The organism is Pseudarthrobacter sp. NPDC055928, from assembly GCF_042270935.1.
Lineage (GTDB): Bacteria > Actinomycetota > Actinomycetes > Actinomycetales > Micrococcaceae > Arthrobacter.
Genome location: NZ_JBHJZH010000010.1, coordinates 160,076 through 180,551, shown reverse-complemented (window position 1 = coordinate 180,551; position 20,476 = coordinate 160,076). Strand labels below are relative to the sequence as shown.

Sequence of the window (20,476 nt, the reverse complement as noted above, 5' to 3'; positions counted from 1 at the left end):
CGGGCCGCCAGCGCAATGCTGGCCGCCCGGGCGGACTCTGGTGGCTGAACCGGTGTTCAGCTGTGGGTGCTAGACGCCGTAGTAGAGCTCGAACTCGTACGGGTTCGGGCGCAGCGAGAGCGGCTTGATCTCGTTCTCGTACTTGTACTCAATCCAGGTGTCGATCAGGTCCTGGGTGAACACACCGCCGGCCTGCAGGAACTCGTTGTCCGCAGCCAGTGCCGTCAGGGCCTCCTCGAGGGTGCCCGGAGCCTTGGGGATGTCCTTGGCTTCTTCGGCGGGGAGCTCGTAGAGGTCCTTGTCGATCGGAGCCGGGGGTTCGATGCGGTTGCGGATGCCGTCAATGCCGGCCATCAGCTGGGCAGCGAATGCCAGGTACGGGTTGGAGGAGGGGTCCGGCGCGCGGAACTCGATGCGCTTGGCCTTGGGGTTGGTGCCCGTGATCGGGATGCGGATACCGGCGGAGCGGTTGCCCTGCGAGTAAACCATGTTCACGGGGGCTTCGAAGCCCTTGACCAGGCGGCGGTAGGAGTTCACCGTCGGGTTGGTGAAGGCCAGAACGGCGTCGGCGTGCTTCAGCAGGCCGCCGATGTACCAGCGGGCGGTGTCGGACAGGCCGGCGTAGCCCTTCTCGTCGTAGAACAGCGGCTCGCCGTTGCTCCACAGCGACTGGTGGCAGTGCATGCCCGAGCCGTTGTCACCGAAGACCGGCTTCGGCATGAACGTCACGGACTTGCCCCAGGCGTCGGCCGTGTTCTTGACGACGTACTTGAACTTCTGCAGGTCATCAGCAGCGTGGGTCAGGGTGGTGAACTTGTAGTTGATCTCAGCCTGGCCGGCGGAGCCGACTTCGTGGTGGCTGCGCTCGACCTCAAGGCCGGCCTCGTCCAGGGCGACACACATGGCGTCGCGCAGGTCGGCCTGCTTGTCGGTGGGGGAGACCGGGAAGTAACCGCCCTTGACGGGGGTCTTGTAGCCCAGGTTTCCGCCTTCTTCTTCGCGGCCGGTGTTCCAGTGTGCTTCTTCAGAGTCGATCTTGTAGAAGCTGCCCTGCGGGGAGGACTGGTACTGGACGTTGTCGAAGACGAAGAACTCGGCCTCGGGTGCGAAGAACGCGGTGTCGGCGATGCCGGTGGAGGCGAGGTAGGCTTCGGCCTTCTCAGCAACGCCGCGGGGGTCGCGGTGGTACGGGTCGCCCGTGCGGGGGTTCACGATGGAGAAGTTCAGCGCCAGCGTCTTTTCCATGCGGAAGGTGTCCAGGAATGCGGTGGTGACGTCCGGGATCAGCTGCATGTCGGACTCGGCGATGCCCTGGAAGCCGCGGATGGAAGATCCGTCGAAGAGCTGGCCGTTGACGAAGAAGTCTGCGTCAACGCTCTTGGCCGGCACGTTGAAGTGCTGCTGGACGCCCGGGAGGTCGGTGAAGCGGATATCGACGAATTTAATATCTTCGTCCTTGATGAACTTGAGGACTTCGTCCGCATTCTTGAACATCTATGCTCCTAACGCATATGTAATATCTGGCTGGCAAGCCATCTGATCCAGCGCAATCCGAAGGGCAGAGAAACGCAGTTTCCCTGCTTGGTGGTATTGCTTGAAACTGCACCCAGCCTATGGACACGGCATTTCCCGTCCGTGTCCACATTGTTTCGGGCAGGTTACAGAATGCCCTGTTATGGCAACGCTATCCCGTGTCCATACTGTGGTCTAACAGGTTCCACAGTATGAACGTTGGTGAGTCGGTAAGCTTGGACAGTGGTAGATCGCAAAGACATTGGCTCCTGGCTCACCGGACCGGACACCTCCGGTATCTCGAGGTATCCGGGGGAGCGCCTCGGCTTGCCCGAGACCGGTCCAGGCTCCATCGCACGGGCCGGCCGGCGCATTGTGGCGATACTCGTTGATTGGGGCATTGCCCTGCTGATCAGCAACTTCGCCTTTGGCGGCGACCCCTGGGCAAACCTTGCCGTCTTTGCCGCCGAACAGATGCTCCTTGTGGGCACGCTCGGCTACAGCATCGGCCACCGACTGGTAGGGATCCACGTGGTGCGGCTGGGCGGCGGCCCGGCCGGTCCGCTGGCCGCCGTGGTGCGCGCACTGCTTCTGTGCCTCGGGATTCCGGCCGTCATCTTCGATCCGGACCACCGCGGCCTCCACGACAAGGCAATGAACACGGTCTTGGTCCGGCGATAGGCGCGGTCCCTAGACCCCGGCTGTTTCCTTGGCGTCGGTGTGCTCGGTGGCACCCTCGCTGAGGTACCCCCGCTTTCCGGCCCAGCGCTCAAAGGCGATGGTCGCGAAGGGGAAGACTGCTGACAGGCCGGCGAACAGGGCGACCGTGAACGGCCAGCGCTGGAGCCGCCATAGGGCGAGGGCTGCGATGCCGTAGCCGACGAAGAGTGCTCCGTGGATGGGGCCTGCGATTTCCACGCCCAGCTCGCTGGTCTTGGCGATCCACTTGAAATACATGCCCGTCAGCAGCGCGGCCCAACTGAAGGCTTCGGCGATCGCGAGGATCCGGAAAGCGCGGACGGTCACGGTTTTCAGCGGCATTGTCATGGGTCCAATCTCTGAGTTCGATTGCGCAACGTAGCGGCAAAAGAAAGCCGTCCCGGTGCCGGCGTTGGCCGGAACCGGGACGGCTCCATACGTGCTAGCGTCCGCGGTTGGGACGCGCTTTGTAGGGGTCGATGCCCTTGGGAATGGGGAGGCGGTTGCCCAGTGACGAAATCCGCTTCGACACCGCATTGACCTCAAGTTTGGTAAGTTCCTTTTTCAGCTTGCCCATGTTCTTGGCCACCTGGCTGATGGGCACCTGCCCTTCGCCGCGGCCGCTCTCAATCACGTGGACCGTGACATTGGGCAGGATCCGGGCGAGGCGCTTGCGTTCGGCATCAAGCAACGGTTTGACGCGGTGGGTTGGCCCCTCGCTGACAAGAACGACGCCGGGACGGCCGATGGCGCGGAACACGGCATCCTGGGTGCGTGGGTTGACTGCTACTGGCTGGTCCTCGGTGATCCAGCCGCGCTTCAGCGTCCCCAGGGCCGCGCCCGAGGCACCAGGCTGGTTCTCGATCTGCGCGAACGCTGCCCGTTCGGCGCGCCGGGACAGGATCAAGGTTGCGCCGAGCAGGCCCAGCGGAATGCCGATGATCAGGCCGGTGATCCAGTTGTCCAGCCAGAAACCCACCAGGAAGCTGAGGGCCACAACGCCCAGGAAAACCAGCAGCATCAGCCACGGCACCATGGGGTCGTGGCGGCGGGTCATGTTGAAGACCTCGCCTATTTGCTTGAGCCGGCTGGGCTTCTTGACCTTTGCTTCTTTTGGCTTGCGCGAGAAGAGGCCACGCTTCGGGGCGTCTGAGGCCGCCGGAGTGGAGTTGCTGGAATCAGGGGATTTCGCCATAGTGCCTTAATTCTACGTGATTTATGCCTGAGGGCCGGACGCCGGAGAACGCCCGGCGCCGGCCCTCAGGCACAACAGCTGTGTGGTCAGGAATGCGCTGCGAGCAGCGAGCTGGCTTCCTGACGGGTGCTGCCGGAGCTTTCGATGTGGGCGAGTTCGGCCGGGATTTCCCAGCCCTTCTTGCGCATTGCGGTGGCCCAAAGCCGGCCGGCGCGGTAGGAGGATCGGACCAGCGGCCCGGACATGACCCCGAGGAATCCGATTTCGTCCGCTTCCTGCTGGAGGTCAACGAATTCCTGCGGCTTGACCCACCGGTCCACCGGGAGGTGCCGTTCGGACGGCCGCAGGTACTGGGTGATGGTGATCAGGTCGCAGCCGGCCTCATGCAGGTCACGGAGCGCCTCGGAAATTTCCTCGCGGGTCTCGCCCATGCCCAGGATCAGGTTGGACTTGGTGACCATGCCCAGGTTACGTCCTTGCGTGATGACATCCAGCGAGCGGTCGTACCGGAACGCCGGGCGGATCCGCTTGAAGATCCTCGGCACGGTCTCGACGTTGTGCGCGAATACCTCGGGCTTGGAATCGCAGATCGCCTCGATGTGCTCGGGCTTGCCGGAGAAGTCAGGGATCAAAAGCTCGACGCCGGTGCCGGGGTTGAGCTCGTGGATCTTGCGGACCGTCTCGGCGTAGAGCCAGACACCTTCATCAGCGAGGTCGTCGCGGGCCACGCCGGTGACGGTGGCGTAACGCAGCTGCATGGCCTGTACGGAGCGGGCCACCTTGGTGGGTTCGAACATGTCCACCGGGGACGGCTTGCCGGTGTCGATCTGGCAGAAGTCGCACCTCCGGGTGCACTCGGAGCCGCCGATCAGGAACGTGGCTTCCTTGTCTTCCCAGCATTCGAAGATGTTCGGGCAGCCGGCCTCCTCACAGACGGTGTGGAGGCCTTCCTTCTTGACCAGGTTCTTCAGCTGGACAAATTCCGGGCCCATCTGGACCTTGGCTTTGATCCAATCCGGCTTGCGCTCCACCGGAGTGGCCGCATTTCGCTGCTCAATGCGCAGCATCTTCCGGCCTTCTGGTGCCAGTGTCACAGTAGAGCTCCTTCGGGGCTTGATACGAGTGCTTCTTCGTGCTTGCGGAATTCTTCCACGAGCCGCTCAGCGATATCGCCGGGGGCGATGTCCTTGCCGGCTTCGATGGACATCGTGGTGACGCCGGCGTCAGTGATGCCGCAGGCAATGATCTGGGCATAGGGTGCCAGATCATTGTTGCAGTTGATGGCGATGCCGTGCATTGTGACCCCGTCGAGGACGCGGATGCCGATTGCGCCGATCTTCCGGTCCGGTCCCTTGCTGTCGGCCTTGATCCATACCCCTGCACGTCCCTTGATGCGCTCTGCGTTGATGCCGTAGTCAGCCATCACGGCGATCATGACGGCTTCGAGCCGTTCCACGTAGTCGCGGATGCCCGAGCGGTTCTTCAGTTTGAGGATCGGATAGGCGATCAGCTGGCCGGGGCCGTGCCACGTCAGCTTGCCGCCCCGGTCCACTGCCACGACCGGCGTGCCGTCCAGCGGACGCTCGTGCTCTTCGGTCAGCTTGCCGGCTGTGTAGACAGCGGCATGTTCAAGGATGAGGACTGTGCTGGGCGCCTGGGCTGCGACGACTTTGTCATGGAGTTCGCGCTGGGTATCCCAGCCCAACCTGTAATCAACGAAATCCGGTGCAAGACCCAGCGTGGAAAACTCAAGAGTCATGGCATCCAGCTTAGACCCCGGCCGGCATTGCTTCCGGTTTAGTGTCCAAGCTCTCACTTCTCCAACATCGGCGGGCCTGAGCCGGCGGCCCGCGCCGACCGGCTGTGGATAACTTCTGCGGCTTCCGCCGGATTCCGCTAGACATAAGCCATGGCTGATTCTGCAGTTCCGGAGGTACCCGGCTTTACCGTGGGACGCGAGCTGGGTCGGGGCGGGAGCTCCACCGTCTGGCTTGTGACTGAGCATCGCACGGGCAGGGACTTTGCGCTCAAGTGCTTTGCGCCGGAAACCCCAGGACCAGGCCCGGCCCCGAACCCCACGGCCGAAAGTGATGTCCGCCGGGAGGTTCGCATCCTGTCCGCGCTTGACCACCAGCACCTCATCAAGGCCCACGATGTACTCCGCGTGTCGATGGGTTCCTCCGAAGTGCTGGGCCTGTTGGTGGATTACGCCCCCGGTGGTTCCTTGGCCCAACTCGTGTCCAGCCGTGGAAAGCTCACTGTCGGTGAGACGGTGACTGTGCTGACGCCCGTTGCGCAGGTGCTGGGCTATCTGCATTCCAGTGGCTTCACGCACTCGGACGTATCGCCCGGCAACGTGCTGTTCACCAGCCACGGCAAACCATTGCTGGCCGACGTCGGCATCGCACGGATGGTTGGGGATCCTGCCGCGGTGCCCGGCCACGGCACGCGGGGATTTATGGACCCCGCGGGGGTGGATGCGGTGCGGGCGGGCCTGCAGCCGGAGCGGGACGTCTATTCCGTCGCCGCGCTGGGCTGGTACTGCCTCACCGGCGACGCCCCGGCCCGGACTGCCGACCGTCCGCCGCTTCCGCTGATCCTTCCCGAGGTCCCCACGGAACTGGCCGAGGCCCTCGAGGCGGGCCTTCACGAAGACCGCCGTCGCAGGCCCTCTGCCGCTGAGTTGGCCGTCGCGATCTACCGCAGTGCCGCTCCGTTGCCTGTTGACCTGGCCGGCTCCGTACATCCCAGTGTTCTTCCGGACCTCCTGACCCGCCGCCCGGTTCCCGAACGTTCGGGATCAGGGCTTCGGGAATCGTTCCATGCCCTGCGGAGGCGGATTTCCACGTCGAAATGGTCCGGTGTGGTTGGCGCCAGGCAGGGCCTGCCCTTTCCCGGCGAGAAAGGTCCAGGCGGGCGGCACGCGGGCCCAGGGGAGCCCAGGCCTATAGACGCCACGCAGGCTTCCGGCAAGCGGGCTCGTTCCAAAGCCCTGGGCGCGCATGCGGTTCGTTTACAGGCCAAGGCCACGGCCAAGGAGAACGACAGGGACAGTCCGTCGGCCCCTCGCATGCCCGGCCGTACGGCAAGGATCGCCATCGTAGCGACCATGCTGGCAGTTCTCGCGGCTGCCTGGTTGCTGGTTGCTCCGGTTGGCCAGGCTCCGCCTGCCCCCAACCACGGGCGGGCGGACAGCACGGCCAGCCGTCAAAGTCAGGCCGGTGTGAGGCCCGAAACCACAATTCCGGTGGACATTACTGCCCGGGTGGGCTCGGCAGACCCGGAAGAAGCTGTCCAGGGCCTGGCAGCGCTGAGGTCCTTGGCTTTCAGTTCGGGACGGCTGGAACTGCTGGACCAGGTCAACGTGCAAGGCTCGACGGCGGCAGCCGCGGACGAGCAGATCGGCGGACCGCTCCGCGCGTCGGGCCATGTACTGGCCGGCTTCACGAGCTTCCTGTCCGAGGTGCGTGTCCTTCCGGACAGTGACGACAACAGGGCGGTGGTAGCGCTCACCTCGGCCGCGTCACCCTATGAGGAACAGGACCGCTCGGGTGCGCTGGTGGCAAAAGGCCCCGCGGCCCCGGCCCAGCAGCTCAAGCTCGTCCTTGTCCAGGTGGAGGGCAAGTGGCGGATCCTTGAGATTCTGCCAGGGCCGTGACAGGAAACCGCGGCCCAGTCAGGACGCTATCCAGGCAGCGGCACGCTCCACAGACGCATGCTGCCAGTCGAACCCGCCCTCCGTCAGGGCTGCCGGCTCCATCCGCTGGCTGGGCAGCAGCAACTCATCGGCCAGCTTCCCCATGACCAGGCGCAGGGCCGGCGAGGGAACGCGGAGCAGGGCAGGCCGGTGCAGCGCAGCCGCCAGTGCAGCGATGAGGGTGTTAACGTCTGCGCTCTCGGGGGCGCAGACATTGACCGGCCCCTCATGCCGTGAATGGAGCAGGAACTGAAACGCCGAGGCGACATCGGGCAAGGTGATCCACGGCCAGTACTGCCTTCCGTGACCTAACGGTCCGCCCACCCCGCTACGGAGCAGGGGGAGCAGTTTGCCCAGGGCGCCGCCCGAGCGGCTGAAGACCACGCCGGTGCGGGGAGTTACCACGCGGACGCCGGCTGGCGCCGTGTGGGCGGCTGCCTCCCATTCCACACATAGCCTTGAAAGGATTCCGGTACCGGCCCTGGCGCCTTCCCTGAGCACTGAGCTCCCGGCGTCCCCGTAGTAGCCGGACGCAGATTGGCTGATAAACGTGTGCGGTGGTTCATCCAGTTGGTGCATGGCCTGCGTCAGCGTTTCGGTGGCATCCAGGCGGGACCTGAACAGCTCTGCGACCCGGCGGCGGCTCCACGGCCGGTCTCCGATCCCCGCCCCGGAGAGGTTGATCACTGCGTCGCAGCCGGCCAGGGCTGCCGGATCGAGGCTGCGGGCGGCCGGATCCCACGCGACGTCCGCCGCCGATGTGGGCACGCGCCGGACAAGGGTGACCACCTCATGGCCGGCGTGGCGCAGGGCCTCGGTCAGGTGGGTTCCAATGAGCCCGGAGGCCCCGGCAATAGCAATGCGCATGATCCATCTCACCACGGCGCAGCGTCCCGCGGACACTTCACAGAGGGCCCGGCGGAGTTGACTATGATCGAACGATGACCTCTTCGAGCTACTTCCGATTCCCGCATGTGCACGGCGATCTGGTCACCTTCGTGGCCGAGGACGACGTTTGGATCGCGCCCCTTGGCGGAGGAAGGGCATGGCGTGTGTCCTCCCTCCAGCTCCCTGCGCGCAACCCCCGGTTTACGCCCGATGGCAAGCGTCTGGTCTGGACCGTTGTCCAGGGGACAGCGCCTGAGGTGGTGACCGCGGAGGTTGACGGCGGTGGCTACCGGCAACTTACCTACTTCGGCCACGCCAGCACCAAAGTCAAAGGGTTCACCGCCGGCGGCGCCGTTTTGGTGACCAGTGCCTTCCGCCAGGCGGAGAGCCGGCACACCTACGCCTACAGCGTCCCGGTGGACGGCGGCTGGGCTGAGGAACTGCCGTTCGGTCCAGTGGAATCTGTTGCCTTCGGCCCGGAAATCGGCGACGAACGCCCCGTGGTCCTCGCCAGCGTGCTCTCCCGCGAGCCCGCCTGGTGGAAGCGCTACCGCGGCGGCACCGCAGGAAAGCTCTGGATCGACTCCGACGGCAACGGCGAGTTCGAACGCCTCGTCCCGGAGCTGGACGGCAACCTGACCGATCCCATGTGGGTGGACGGACGGATCGCGTTCCTCTCCGACCACGAAGGGTTCGGAAACCTGTACTCAGTACTGCCCGGCGGCGGCGACTTGCGCCGGCACACCGACCACGAGGACTTCTACGTCCGGCATGCAGCCTCGGACGGGCAGCGGATGGTCTTCGAATCCGCAGGAGAACTCTGGGTCCTCCACGACCTGAGTTCCGAGGCAATGCGGCTGGAGATCTCCCTCGGCTCCGCCTCCCAGTCCCGGCGCCCGGCCCTGCTGAAGACGGAGAAGCACCTCGGCGCCGTCGTTCCTGATGCCACGGGCTCCGCCAGCGCGGTGGAGGCCCACGGCACCATCCACTGGATCCGCCACAAAGACGGCCCCTCCCGCGTGGTGGAGGCAACTCCGGGCGTCCGGGCACGGCTCCCCAGGCCGCTCGACGGCGGCCGCCTCGCCTACGTCGCCGACCACGACGGCGTTGAGGCCCTGTACATCAAGGAAATCGCCGGGCCGGTGGCCGGCATTGCCGCAGCCGCTGGCGTGGTGCCCGTCGTCGGACCAGCTGACGCTGCCACAGCTGAATCTGTGGACGCATTGCCACGTCCGGTGCCGGCTGCCGGCGTCGCCGCCGTGGCCCCAGCACCAGGCAACGTTCCGGTGGGCGATGATTCGCGGGCCGACGTCGCCCCCGTTGAGGACGAGGATGCGCCCGCAGCGGCATCCACGGGCACAGCAGCCATGCATATCGCCTTCGCCAAACCCGCGCGGGCCAGCTCCCTGGAAGCCAGCCCCGACGGCCGGTGGCTGGCCCTGGGTACGTCCTTCGGCGACGTCTACGTCGCAGAGGCGTCCACCGGCGAACTTTCCCTCGTGGCCAGCATCGGCGAAGGAACCATCTCGGAGCTGAGCTGGTCAGCGGATTCCCGCTGGCTCGCCTGGTCCGAACCTGTCACCTCGTTTGGCTCGCGCAGCAGGCTCCGGCTCGTCCAGGTCGGAGGCAAGGACGCCGCCGTGGTTGATGTCACTGATGGACGCTTCTGCGACAAGTCACCCAGCTTCACCCCGGACGGCAAGTTCCTCGCCTTCCTCTCCAACCGCAGCTTTGACCCCGTTTACGACGGCCACTCCTTCGACCTGTCGTTCCCCAGCCCCATCAAGCCCTACCTGGTGGCGCTGGCAGCTGATACGCCATCCCCGTTCGGTCCGGCCGTTGCCTTGGACGGAGCCACCGAAGACATTGAATCCGCCACAGATTCAGCGGCCGGCCCAGAGGACGCCGCCCGCGCACCGGAAGTACAGGTTGACGCAGAAGGCCTGGCGCACCGGGTCATCGGCGTGCCCGTTCCGCAGGGCAATTACACTTCGCTCAGGGCTACGGAGGGCGCGCTGCTCTGGCTGGACTGGGCCCTGGCCGGTGTCACCGGCGACGGCAAGGCCAACCAAGAGGACAAGGACACACCGCCCAGCCTGGTCCGCTTTGATCTTGCGAAGCGGAAGACGGTCACCCTGGTGGACGCCCTCGACAGCTACCGCCTGTCCGGAGACGGCAAGAAGGTTGTCCTGGTCCATGACAAGAAGGTCAGCGTGGTCCCGTCAGGGGCGAAAGCCGACGAGGACTCGGGGCAGCTGGTCAAGGTTGACCTGGGCCGCATCCGGGTCATGATGGATCCGCTCAGCGTCTGGGGCCAGGCGTTCGATGAGGCGTGGAGGCTGCAGCGTGACTTCTTCTGGGCTGAAGACATGGCAGGCCAGGACTGGGACTCCATCCACAAGCGCTACCGCCCGCTCGTGGACCGCCTCGGCTCCCACGACGACCTCGTGGACCTGCTGTGGGAGCTCCATGGCGAGCTCGGCACGTCGCACGCGTACGTCCGGCCTGCCCCGGTGACGGAGAACGGCAGCAACGGCCAGGGACGCCTCGGAGCCGATCTCGCGTTGACGCCTGCCGGATGGGAGATTACCCGGATCCTGGCGGGCGAATCCTCGGATCCGCTGGCAACGTCCCCACTGACCCGCCCCGGCGCAGGGGCCAGGGCAGGGGACCTCCTGCTGGCCATCGATGGTGTCCCGCTCTCGGCCACGGTGACGCCCGCCATGCAGCTCGTAGGCGCAGCGGGCCGTGCCGTGGAACTCACGCTCCGCAACGGTCCTGGCCACGGCCCTGCGGCCGGCACCCAACGGCGCATCGCCGTCGTCCCGGTCAAGGACGAGGAGCGCCTGCGCTACCAGGAATGGGTGGCCGCGAACAGGCGAACCGTGCGCGAGGCATCCGGCGGTTCATTCGGCTACCTGCACATTCCGGACATGATGGCCAATGGCTGGGCCCAGCTGCACCGCGACCTTGATACGGAAACGGCGCTTGACGGGCTGATCGTGGACGTCAGGCGCAACCGCGGCGGGCACACCTCCCAGCTGGTAGCGGAGCTGATCGGCCGCAAAGTTACTGGCTGGAGCATGCCCCGCGGTGAGGCGCCGCGCACCTACCCGCATCACGCCCCGCGCGGGCCGGTGATCGTCCTGGCTGATGAATTCGCGGGCTCCGACGGCGACATCATCACGCAGGTTTCCAAGCTCCGGGGCATTGGCCCCGTGATTGGTACGCGCACCTGGGGTGGTGTCGTCGGGATCGACAACAGGTTCTCGCTCGCCGACGGCACAGGGGTCACCCAGCCCCGGTACGCTACCTGGTTCGGCGGCGGCGTGGGCTGGGGCGTTGAGAACTACGGTGTGGATCCGGATATCGAGGTTGCGTACCCGCCGCACGCCTATGCCGCTGGCCGCGACCCCCAGTTGGAATACGGAATCGGCGCACTGAAGGAAATGATCCAGGAGCTGCCCACGGACCGCCCGCCAGTCCGCGAAGGCTATCGCAGGCTCAAGCCCGCGCCGTTGCCGGCCCGCCGTCACGTGGACTGACCGCACGCCGCGGCAAGAAAGGCTCACACACCAAAAAGGCCCTGCTTCAACCGGTGATCCGGTTGAGGCAGGGCCTTGAGGTTTTCAGCAGCTGGATACGCTGCTGATTCCCTGGATCAGGACTCCAGGGTTGCATCCAGGGTGATGTCGATGCTGGCAAGCGCTCCGGATACGGGGCAGCCAACCTTGGCCTCGCCGGCGATTTTCTGGAACTCCTCTTCGGAGATGCCGGGGACGGTGGCAGAGACGGTCAGGTGGCTGCCGGTGATGCCGGTGCCCGGAACGAAGGTCACGTCAGCCTTGGTGTTGACCTCGTCCGGGGTGTGCCCGGCCTGGGCGAGCATGTTGCTGAACGCCATCGAGAAGCAGCTTGCGTGGGCGGCGGCGATCAGCTCTTCCGGGCTGGTCTTGCCTTCGGCAGCTTCGGTGCGTGCCTTCCAAGTGACGTCGAACGTGCCCAGTCCTGAGCTGTCCAGCGTGGTCTGACCCGATCCTGCAAAGAGGTCGCCATTCCATACTGTGTGTGCGCTGCGCGTTGCTGCCATGTCCACTCCTCAAACGTAGATTCGAACCGGGGCCGGCTCCTGCCTGGGGCCCCGCCGGTTCCCATCCTAGGGACTCGCGGGCACCCATGCACGGGCTGTCCGCTCTCAGTGGATTGTGACCGCCCAAAGCTTGATCTTTGCGGCTTAAGCGCGACGGCGCCGTTCCCGGACGAGGGGAGCGGCGCCGTCGGGCTTTGTTGGAAGGCGGTCAGTTCCACAGGGTGGCGATGGCCACGTTGAGCAGTGCAAGCCCGCCCACGCTGTGCGCCAGGCCCTTGCTGATGTCCTCGCCGTTTTTGTATTTGCGGCGGCCGATGAAGGCCAGCACGCCGACAGCCAGGGCAATCGCGAACTTAATGCCCAGCTTGGCGTAGTTCGCGTCCATGTCCAGGGCCGGGATCAGCCCCATCATCACGATGCCGGTGATGAGCTGAAGCGCCGCGCCGTCGAACTGCCGGGGGTGGACAGTGGGCTTCTTCATGTTGCCGATCCAGATGCCGACGATCATGGCGGCGCCAACGATGTGCAGGAAGACCATGATGTTGTAGACGATAATCATGGCTTCAGTCTAGCCAGAGGTTTCTACGCTGTGTAGTAAGGCTGGCCGGGTCCTGCCGTGTCGTGCGGTCAGCATCGGCCGGAACCGTTAAACCGCGACGGCGGTGCGCGCTTTCCGGTGGTTTCCCACCGGCGCGTGCACCGCCGTCGAGCGTTCCGAAGCCGGGGCTACAGGCCCAGGTCAGCCTCGAAAGCGCCTTCTTCAAGGCGGGCCTTCAGCGTCTGCAGGAAGCGGCCTGCGTCTGCGCCGTCCACCAGGCGGTGGTCGTACGTCAGCGACAGGTACATCATGGAGCGGATGGCGATCGAGTCATCGCCGTTCTCATCGGCCACCACCACCGGGCGCTTGACGATCGCGCCGGTGCCCAGGATGCCAACCTGCGGCTGGTTGATGATCGGGGTGTCGAACAGTGCGCCGACCGATCCGATGTTGGTGATGCTGAAGGTGCCGCCGGACAGCTCGTCCGGGCCGATCTTGCCGTCGCGGGTGCGGCCGGCGACGTCGGCGATCTTGCCGGCCAGGCCGGCCAGGTTGAGGTTACCGGCATCCGAGATGACCGGGACCAGCAGGCCCTTGTCGGTGTCGACGGCGATCGCCAGGTGCTCGGCATTGTGGTACGTGATTTCCTGCTTGTCCTCGTCGTACGCAGCGTTCAGCTTCGGGTGCTGCTTGAGGGCCTCGGCAACTGCCTTGGCGATGAACGGCAGGAAGGTGAGCTTGACGCCGTTCTGGGCCTGGAACGAGTTCTTGGCCTTGAGGCGGAGCTTGGCGACCTTGGTCATGTCCACTTCGTGCACCTGCGTGAGCTGGGTGGAGACCTCAAGGGACTCGCGCATGCGGCGGGCGATGACCTGGCGGATGCGGGGAGCCTTCTGAGTGGTTCCGCGCAGCGAAGAAGCAGCCGGGCCAGCGGGCGCAGCGGATGCCGCCGGTGCTGACGGCGCAGCGGCCGGGGCAGCCTTTGCCTCGGCTGCGGCGATGACATCCTGCTTGCGGATGCGGCCACCAACACCGGTGCCCGTGAGCGAGGAGATGTCTACTCCCTGCTGGTTTGCGAGCTTGCGGACCAGCGGCGTGACGTAGCCGGATTCGGCCGCTGACGTGGCCGGTGCGGCCTCAGCGGCCGGCTTGGGGGCTTCAGCCTGGGGAGCTTCTGCCTTGGGTGCCTCTGCCTTGGGTGCCTCAGCCTTGGGCGCTTCAGCGGCAGCCGGGGCCGGAGCTTCGGGCTTAGCTTCGGCGGCCGGAGCGGGAGCGGCGGCGGGTGCTGCCGCAGGGGCGGCGGCACCGGAACCGATGACGGCCAGCACCGAGCCAACCTCGGCGGTTTCGTCCTCGTTCACGCGGATTTCCTGCAGCGTTCCGGCTACGGGGGACGGGATCTCGGTGTCGACCTTATCGGTGGAAACCTCGAGGAGGGGCTCGTCCACCTCGACGGAGTCGCCTATTGCCTTGAGCCAGCGGGTGACGGTTCCTTCAGTAACGCTTTCGCCGAGGGCCGGGAGAGTGACCTCGTGGCCCTCGCCGCCGGTTGCCGCGGGAGCCTCAGCTGCGGGAGCCTCCTGAGCCGGAGCTGCCGGGGCCTCTTCGGCGGGCGCTTCTTCGGCAGGAGCCGCGGGAGCTTCTTCGGCCGGGGCGGCTGCCTCGGGTGCCGAGGAACCTGCTCCATCGCCGATGCGCACCAGGGGAGCGCCAACTTCGGCGGTCTCGTCTTCGGCGACGAGGATTTCCTCAATCACACCAGCAATTGGAGAGGGGATTTCGGTGTCTACTTTGTCGGTGGAAACCTCGAGCAGCGGCTCGTCCACCTCTACCCGGTCACCTACCTGCTTGAGCCAGCGGGTGACGGTTCCTTCGGTGACACTCTCACCGAGGGCGGGCAAGTTAACGGATTCAGACATGTCGTCCCCGTTCTCCTTATTGATCTTTTGTGCGGATGATTGCTGGCTTGTTCGAGCTTAGTGCACCCGGCGGATCATGCCGGGTGCACTAAGCCCTGTTGTCTTGCTGGGCTGCTTAGCCGTGAAGGGCTTTGCCTGCCAGGGCGAGGTGGGCCTCGCCCAGTGCCTCGTTCTGGGTGGGGTGGGCGTGCAGCAGCTGGGCCACATCCTCCGGGTAGGCTTCCCAGTTCACGATCAGCTGGGCTTCGCCGATCTGCTCACCCATGCGGGAGCCGATCATGTGGACGCCCACCACGGGGCCGTCCTTCTGGCGGACAAGCTTGACGAGGCCGCCGGTGCCCAGGATGGAACTCTTGCCGTTGCCGGCCAGGTTGTACTCCTGGATCTGGACCTGGTCGTCGCCAAACTTTTCCTTGGCGGCTTTTTCCGTGTAGCCCACGGTTGCGATCTCAGGCTCGCAGTAGGTGACCTTGGGGATGTTGACATCCTCGACGATGACAGGGTTCAGGCCTGCGATCTCCTCGGCGACAAAAATGCCCTGCTGGTATCCACGGTGGGCCAGCTGCACGCCGGGAACGATGTCGCCCACGGCGTAGACATTGCCCACGCCGGTGTGGAGGCGCTCGTTGGTGATGACGAAGCCGCGGTCGATGGTGACGCCCGCTTCTTCATAGCCGAGGTTGGCGGTGACGGGACCGCGGCCCACGGCGACGAGGAGGTATTCGGCTTCGAACGTCTGGCCGTCCACGAGGGTGACCTTGACGCCGGAGTCGTTCTGCTCGACGCCCTGGAAGAAGATGCCGGTGGAGAACTTGATGCCGCGCTTCTTGAAGGCACGCTCAAGGTTCTTGACGATGGCGGTGTCCTCGTTGGGCACCAGGGAGGGCAGGCCCTCAACAATGGTCACGTCCACGCCGAAGGACTTCCACACGGAGGCGAACTCGACGCCGATGACGCCGCCGCCGAGCACGATGGCGCTCTTGGGGATGGAGTCCATCTTCAGGGCCTCGTCCGAGGTGATGACGCGGCCGCCGATTTCCAGGCCCGGAAGGGAGCGGGAGTATGAGCCGGTGGCGAGGACGATGTTCTTGCCCTTGTAAGCGGTTCCGTTCACCACAACGGTGTCGGTGCCCTGGAGCTTGCCTTCACCCTCGATGACGGTGATGCCCTTGGACTTGATCAGGCCCTGGAGGCCCTTGAACTTGCCAGCGACGATGCCGTCTTTGTAGGCATTGACAGCGTTGATATCGATGCTGTCCAGGGTGACATTCACGCCGTACTTGGCGGAGTCGCGGGCGTGGTCGGCCAGTTCAGCCGAGTGCAGCAGTGCCTTGGTGGGGATACAGCCATTGTGGAGGCAGGTGCCGCCCAGCTTTCCCTTCTCCACGAGGCCGACGGTGAAGCCAAGCTGTACGGCCCGCAGGGCGGTGGCGTATCCGCCGCTGCCGCCACCGAGTACCAGGATGTCGAATTCTTGCGCAGTTGCCTGATCGGCCACTTAGACGCTCCCTCGCGTGAACGATGACGCGAGAGTACGCATCATCTGGTCTTGGAACTTGTACTGCCGTGATTATGCCAGCAGGCAAGTTCTCTTGCATTTGTGACTACCGTGGTTCACCTTAGCGAACCACTTATCCATGCTCCACCTTGGCGCAGCGTTTGTGGAGCGCTTGTGGTGAGTGTCACGCGGCTTTGTGTCCAAGCATTCACTGTGGGGTCACAAAGCCGCGTGACAGGTCAAAGAGCCGGTCAGGCAGCGGCGGCCAGGAGGTCCTCCACGTAAGCAACCAGCGTACGGACCGTGCAGCCCGTGCCCTGCTTGTGGGTGTAGCCATACGGGCTCCCGTTGTTGAACGAGGGCCCGGCGATGTCCACGTGGGCCCAGGGGATCTGCTCCCCGTCCTTGCCCTTACCCACAAACTCGCGCAGGAAAACGGCAGCGGTCATCATGCCGCCGTGGCGTTCGCCGATATTGGCAAGGTCCGCCACCTGGGAATCCAGGCTGGGGCGGAGTTCCTCTGGCAGGGGCATCGGCCAGACCAGCTCACCGGCGCGGTCCGCCGCGGCCTTGAGCGGGCCGGTGACACTGTCAGAGCCCATGACGCCGGCGGTGCGGTTGCCGAGCGCGATGAGCTGGGCGCCGGTCAGCGTGGCAACGTCGATGATGGCGTGCGGGTATTCCCGGCTCGCCGCCACGATGCCGTCCGCCATGACCAGCCGGCCCTCGGCGTCGGTATTGAGCACCTCCACAGTCTTGCCGCCGAACATGGTTAGGACGTCCGCGGGCCGCGAAGCCGCACCTGAGGGCATGTTTTCCGCGATGCAAAGCCAGGCGGTCGCCTTCACCGGCAGGCCCAGGCCGGCGATCGCCAGCACTGTGTTAAGGACGACGGCGGCGCCCGCCATGTCGGACTTCATGTCGCCCATGCCCAGTGCCGGCTTGATGGAGATGCCGCCGGTATCGAAAGTGATGCCCTTGCCGACCAGGGCAATTTTTGTGGTCGCCTTGGCGGGGGCGTACTCGACCTTCACCAGGCGGGGCTGCCGGGCGGATCCCTTGCCCACGCCCATGATGCCGCCGAAACCTTCCTTTTCCAGGCGTTTTTCGTCCCAGACGGTCACCTTGACGGGCAGCCCCTTGGACAGTTCCTTGGCGGCATCGGCGAACGTCTCGGGGTAGAGGTGGCTGGGCGGTTGGTTGACCAGAGTCCTTGTGGCGTTCACTGCCTTGCCGATCAGGCCCGCGCGCGTCAGGGCGGGGCGGAGTTCCGGCTCGCCGGCAACATCCGTGTAGATCACCGCATTGCTGACCGGGGCCTTCAGCCCGTCCTGGGAGGAACGGTACTCAGTGAAGGCATAGGCTCCCAGCGCGGCACCCTCCGCGACGGCAGCGACGTCGGCAACCGCCGCCGTCGGAAGCGCCAGGACAACAGTGGTGAGGCCGGCGAGCTGCCGCACAGCGGAGCCGGCGGCCCGGCGGAGTGATTCTTCGGAGAGGACACGGTCCGCGCCGACCTTGCCCACCCCGGCGAGTACCAGCACGCCGGCGCCCGTCTCGGGGAGGCCTGGGAGCCGGACCAGCTGGTCAGCGGCCCCCGTGACGCCGAGGACCTTAAGGGAATCTGCCAAGGCTTCGGCGGACTTGGCCGTCAGCGGATTCTCGAGGAGGACAGGCCCGTCCGATCCCTGGCCCACACCGATGACAACAGCGTCACTCGATGCCTTCCTAAGGTCCCGGGAGAGGGTACTAAGGTTGATTTCAGTATTCTTGACCACAGGGATCAGTCCTCAATTCTCAAAGATTGTTCGGGCAGGAATGCATGTTTGGCGTCCTGCCATGGACACCTCGGCTGCGGTGGGCCAGGTACTCCGCCGGGGCGTCGCAAGCCCGTCCGGCAGGCAGTTCCGATCGTAGCCCGTCTGCGCCGCGGCAGCGGAATCAGCTGAGAGCTGGGACACACCAACAAGCGGAATGCGCCGGTGTCCCGCGGCGTTGTACGAGGTATCCACCTGAAACCACGAAAGGAACATGCCGTGCTTGAACGGATTTCCGGCTCCCTGCTGGACCCCGATGCGCTCTATGCGAGCAACATCGAGCTGTTCCACAGCCCGGCGCTCCGGGGACTGAACCTGGTGATGGGGTTTACGGGGTTCGCCGATGCCGGCCATGTGGTCAAGCAGATCAACGCAGAGCTGCTGGACACCCTCGACGCCGAGACGGTAGCGGTCTTCGACGCCGACCAGCTCATCGACTACCGGTCCCGGCGGCCCCACGTCTCGTTTGTGGAAGACCACCTGCAGGATTACCAGGAGCCGAAGCTGGCGCTGTACAGGCTGACGGACGGCCTGGGCCTTCCCTTCCTCCTGCTGGCCGGCTTTGAGCCGGACCTGCAGTGGGAGCGGTTCGCCCGTGCCGTGGTGGGCATTGCTGAGAAGCTGGATGTCAACCTGGTGACGTGGATCCACTCCATTCCCATGCCGGTTCCGCACACCCGCCCCGTTGGCGTCACCGTCCACGGGAACCGGCCCGACCTGATCGAAGGCATCTCAGTGTGGAAGCCCACTGTGGAGGTCCCGGCGGCCGTCGGCCATATCCTCGAACTTCGGCTGGTTGAGGCCGGACGCAACGTAGCCGGCTATGTCATCCATGTCCCGCACTACCTTGCTGAAGCGGAGTACCCCACAGCCGCGGTGGCAGGCCTGGAATACCTGGGCGCCGCGACGTCGCTGATGCTGCCCACGGACAGGCTTCGTGAAGCCGGCCGGGAAGTCAGCCGCCAGATTGCCGAGCAGATTGAGGCGTCCGAGGACGTCAAGCAGGTGGTTTCCCGCCTCGAATCCCGTTACGACGAAAAAGCCGAGGGGACCGTCCGCCGATCCCTGCTGGCCGACGAGAACGACAACCTGCCAAACGGTGACGAACTCGGGGCCGCAGTGGAGGCCTACCTCGCCCGCGAAAACCCCGGCCACTAGACCGCCCGGGCCTGTCCGCCTGGTGGCTCCAACACGTGGACGCCGCCGCGGCGCGGGCATAATGGGGGAGTGACTGCACCCCGCGCCTGGCCGATTTGGACCATCGGTGTCTTCGCGTATCTGGTAGCCGTCTCGCAGCGGACCTCCTTCGGCGTGGTGGGCCTGGAGGCCACCGAACGGTTCCACGCCAGCGCCTCGGCCATCTCCTTCTTCACTGTCCTCCAACTCCTCGTCTACGCCGGGCTCCAGATCCCGGTGGGCGTCCTGGTGGACCGGTTCGGCTCACGGGCGATGATTGCCGGCGGAGCAGTCCTGATGGGACTTGGGCAGCTGCAGTTGGCGCTTGCCGACGGCATCCCCGGCGGCGTGCTGGGACGGGTGCTCGTTGGCGCGGGCGATGCCATGACCTTCATCTCCGTCATCCGCCTTATCCCGCTGTGGTTCGCCCCGGCGCGCGTACCCCTGGTCACGCAGCTGACCGGTATGTCCGGACAGCTGGGCCAGCTTTTCAGCGTTGTCCCGTTTGCCCTGGTCCTCCATGCGGCGGGCTGGACCCAGGCGTTCCTGATGCTGGCCGGGATGTCCGGGCTCGCCGTCGTCCTGGTCCTCCTGTTCCTGCTGGACGTCCCTCCGGGCACGCCGCGGCAACAGTCGCAGCAGGGGCTGAAGGCCACCGGAGCCTCGCTCGCGCGGGCGTGGCGCCAACCCGGCACACGGCTGGGGATGTGGAGCCATTTCACTATCCAGTTCAGCGGCACGGTCTTCGCGATGACTTGGGGTTATCCCTTCCTCATTTCAGGCCAGGGCCTCGACGCCGGCACCGTCGCGGCGCTCATGGCGCTCTATGTCGCCGCCGCGATGGCCGTGGGCCCCTTCATCGGCCGCTTTGTGTCCAGGCACCCGCTGCGGCGCTCCACAATGGTCCTGCTCATCGCCGGTGCCACCGCTGCCGCGTGGGCCGCGGTGCTGCTCATGCCCGGACGTTCGCCGCTGTGGCTCCTCGCGGGCCTGGTTGTTGTCCTGGCGATCGGCGGGCCCGGTTCGATGATCGGCTTCGATTTCGCCCGGACATTCAACCCGGCGCACAGAATCGGCACCGCCACGGGCATCGTCAACGTGGGCGGGTTCATCGCCGCCCTTGTGGCGATCTTCCTGATCGGGCTGGTCCTGGACGTCCTTTACGCCAGCGGTTTCTCCAACGGCATCCTTTACGGGCTCGAGCCGTTCCGGATCGCCTTGTGCGTCCAGTTCCTGCTCATCGGGATCGGCGCCTCGGCGACTTTGGCCTCCCGGCGGAAAGTGCGGCGGCAAATGGCAGCGCAGGGAGTTATTGTTCCGCCGCTCCTGCGGACCCTCGCACAGCAGCGTCGGGAAAACCTGGCCCGGAAAAAGCAGCGGACGCCCGCGGACGACGACTGACACTCCTCCTCCACTTGGGGGGACTTGTCCACATAGGTCATATTGG

16 protein-coding genes are annotated in these 20,476 nt (G+C 65.5%); 5 read left to right on the top strand and 11 right to left on the bottom strand.

Annotated elements, in window-relative coordinates; genetic code table 11:
* Positions 1-69 precede the first annotated feature (69 nt).
* Positions 70-1,494 (bottom strand): type I glutamate--ammonia ligase, encoded by a 1,425-nt coding sequence (gene glnA / locus ACFC25_RS14090; protein ID WP_337347771.1) that lies wholly within the window; start codon positions 1,492-1,494, stop codon positions 70-72.
* 261 nt (positions 1,495-1,755) lie between these two features.
* Between glnA and ACFC25_RS14085 the strand changes: the two genes are divergently transcribed.
* Positions 1,756-2,193, top strand: a complete 438-nt coding sequence (locus ACFC25_RS14085; protein WP_376046118.1) for an RDD family protein — start codon at positions 1,756-1,758, stop codon at positions 2,191-2,193.
* Between the two features lie 9 nt (positions 2,194-2,202).
* Here ACFC25_RS14085 and ACFC25_RS14080 read toward each other — a convergent pair whose 3' ends face one another.
* From ACFC25_RS14080 to lipB, 4 genes are all read right to left on the bottom strand, one after another.
* Positions 2,203-2,559, bottom strand: a complete 357-nt coding sequence (locus ACFC25_RS14080; protein WP_376046115.1) for a DUF3817 domain-containing protein — start codon at positions 2,557-2,559, stop codon at positions 2,203-2,205.
* Between the two features lie 94 nt (positions 2,560-2,653).
* Entirely contained in the window at positions 2,654-3,406 is a 753-nt protein-coding gene (locus tag ACFC25_RS14075; RefSeq protein WP_337347773.1) for a DUF4191 domain-containing protein, read from the bottom strand.
* 86 nt (positions 3,407-3,492) lie between these two features.
* Positions 3,493-4,500 carry a lipoyl synthase gene (gene lipA, locus ACFC25_RS14070; RefSeq protein WP_131134238.1) on the bottom strand — a complete coding sequence of 336 codons (1,008 nt, stop codon included), beginning with the start codon at positions 4,498-4,500 and terminating at the stop codon, positions 3,493-3,495.
* Positions 4,497-5,165: a lipoyl(octanoyl) transferase LipB gene (gene lipB, locus ACFC25_RS14065; protein ID WP_376046112.1), complete on the bottom strand. Its 669-nt coding sequence runs from the start codon at positions 5,163-5,165 to the stop codon at positions 4,497-4,499. Before lipB ends, lipA begins: the two co-directional genes overlap by 4 nt.
* 150 nt (positions 5,166-5,315) lie before the next feature.
* On the opposite strand from lipB, the gene ACFC25_RS14060 reads away from it, so the two are divergent.
* Entirely contained in the window at positions 5,316-7,064 is a 1,749-nt protein-coding gene (locus tag ACFC25_RS14060; protein ID WP_376046109.1) for a serine/threonine-protein kinase, read from the top strand.
* Positions 7,065-7,082: 18 nt separating this feature from the next.
* Here ACFC25_RS14060 and ACFC25_RS14055 read toward each other — a convergent pair whose 3' ends face one another.
* Complete coding sequence (locus ACFC25_RS14055; RefSeq protein ID WP_376046106.1) at positions 7,083-7,970, bottom strand: TIGR01777 family oxidoreductase; 888 nt, start codon at positions 7,968-7,970, stop codon at positions 7,083-7,085.
* A 74-nt stretch (positions 7,971-8,044) separates the two neighbouring features.
* On the opposite strand from ACFC25_RS14055, the gene ACFC25_RS14050 reads away from it, so the two are divergent.
* The gene (locus ACFC25_RS14050) at positions 8,045-11,536 is read left to right on the top strand and encodes a S41 family peptidase (protein WP_376046103.1); all 3,492 of its coding nucleotides are present in this window, start codon (positions 8,045-8,047) and stop codon (positions 11,534-11,536) included.
* 116 nt (positions 11,537-11,652) lie between these two features.
* On the opposite strand, the gene ACFC25_RS14045 is transcribed toward ACFC25_RS14050, so the two are convergent.
* From ACFC25_RS14045 to ACFC25_RS14025, 5 genes are all read right to left on the bottom strand, one after another.
* On the bottom strand, positions 11,653-12,081 hold the full coding sequence (locus tag ACFC25_RS14045; RefSeq protein WP_376046100.1) for an OsmC family protein: 429 nt from the start codon (positions 12,079-12,081) through the stop codon (positions 11,653-11,655).
* A gap of 208 nt (positions 12,082-12,289) precedes the next feature.
* On the bottom strand, positions 12,290-12,640 hold the full coding sequence (locus ACFC25_RS14040; protein ID WP_337347779.1) for a hypothetical protein: 351 nt from the start codon (positions 12,638-12,640) through the stop codon (positions 12,290-12,292).
* 167 nt (positions 12,641-12,807) lie between these two features.
* The gene (gene sucB, locus ACFC25_RS14035; RefSeq protein WP_376046097.1) at positions 12,808-14,538 is read right to left on the bottom strand and encodes a 2-oxoglutarate dehydrogenase, E2 component, dihydrolipoamide succinyltransferase; all 1,731 of its coding nucleotides are present in this window, start codon (positions 14,536-14,538) and stop codon (positions 12,808-12,810) included.
* A 115-nt stretch (positions 14,539-14,653) separates the two neighbouring features.
* A complete protein-coding gene (gene lpdA / locus ACFC25_RS14030; RefSeq protein WP_337347781.1) occupies positions 14,654-16,036 on the bottom strand; it encodes a dihydrolipoyl dehydrogenase in 1,383 nt (460 codons plus the stop codon).
* Positions 16,037-16,287: 251 nt separating this feature from the next.
* A complete protein-coding gene (locus tag ACFC25_RS14025) occupies positions 16,288-17,814 on the bottom strand; it encodes a leucyl aminopeptidase (RefSeq protein ID WP_376046094.1) in 1,527 nt (508 codons plus the stop codon).
* 258 nt (positions 17,815-18,072) lie between these two features.
* Between ACFC25_RS14025 and ACFC25_RS14020 the strand changes: the two genes are divergently transcribed.
* On the top strand, positions 18,073-19,011 hold the full coding sequence (locus tag ACFC25_RS14020; protein WP_337347783.1) for a PAC2 family protein: 939 nt from the start codon (positions 18,073-18,075) through the stop codon (positions 19,009-19,011).
* 69 nt (positions 19,012-19,080) lie between these two features.
* On the top strand, positions 19,081-20,430 hold the full coding sequence (locus ACFC25_RS14015) for an MFS transporter (protein WP_337351458.1): 1,350 nt from the start codon (positions 19,081-19,083) through the stop codon (positions 20,428-20,430).
* The last annotated feature ends 46 nt before the right edge of the window (positions 20,431-20,476 follow it).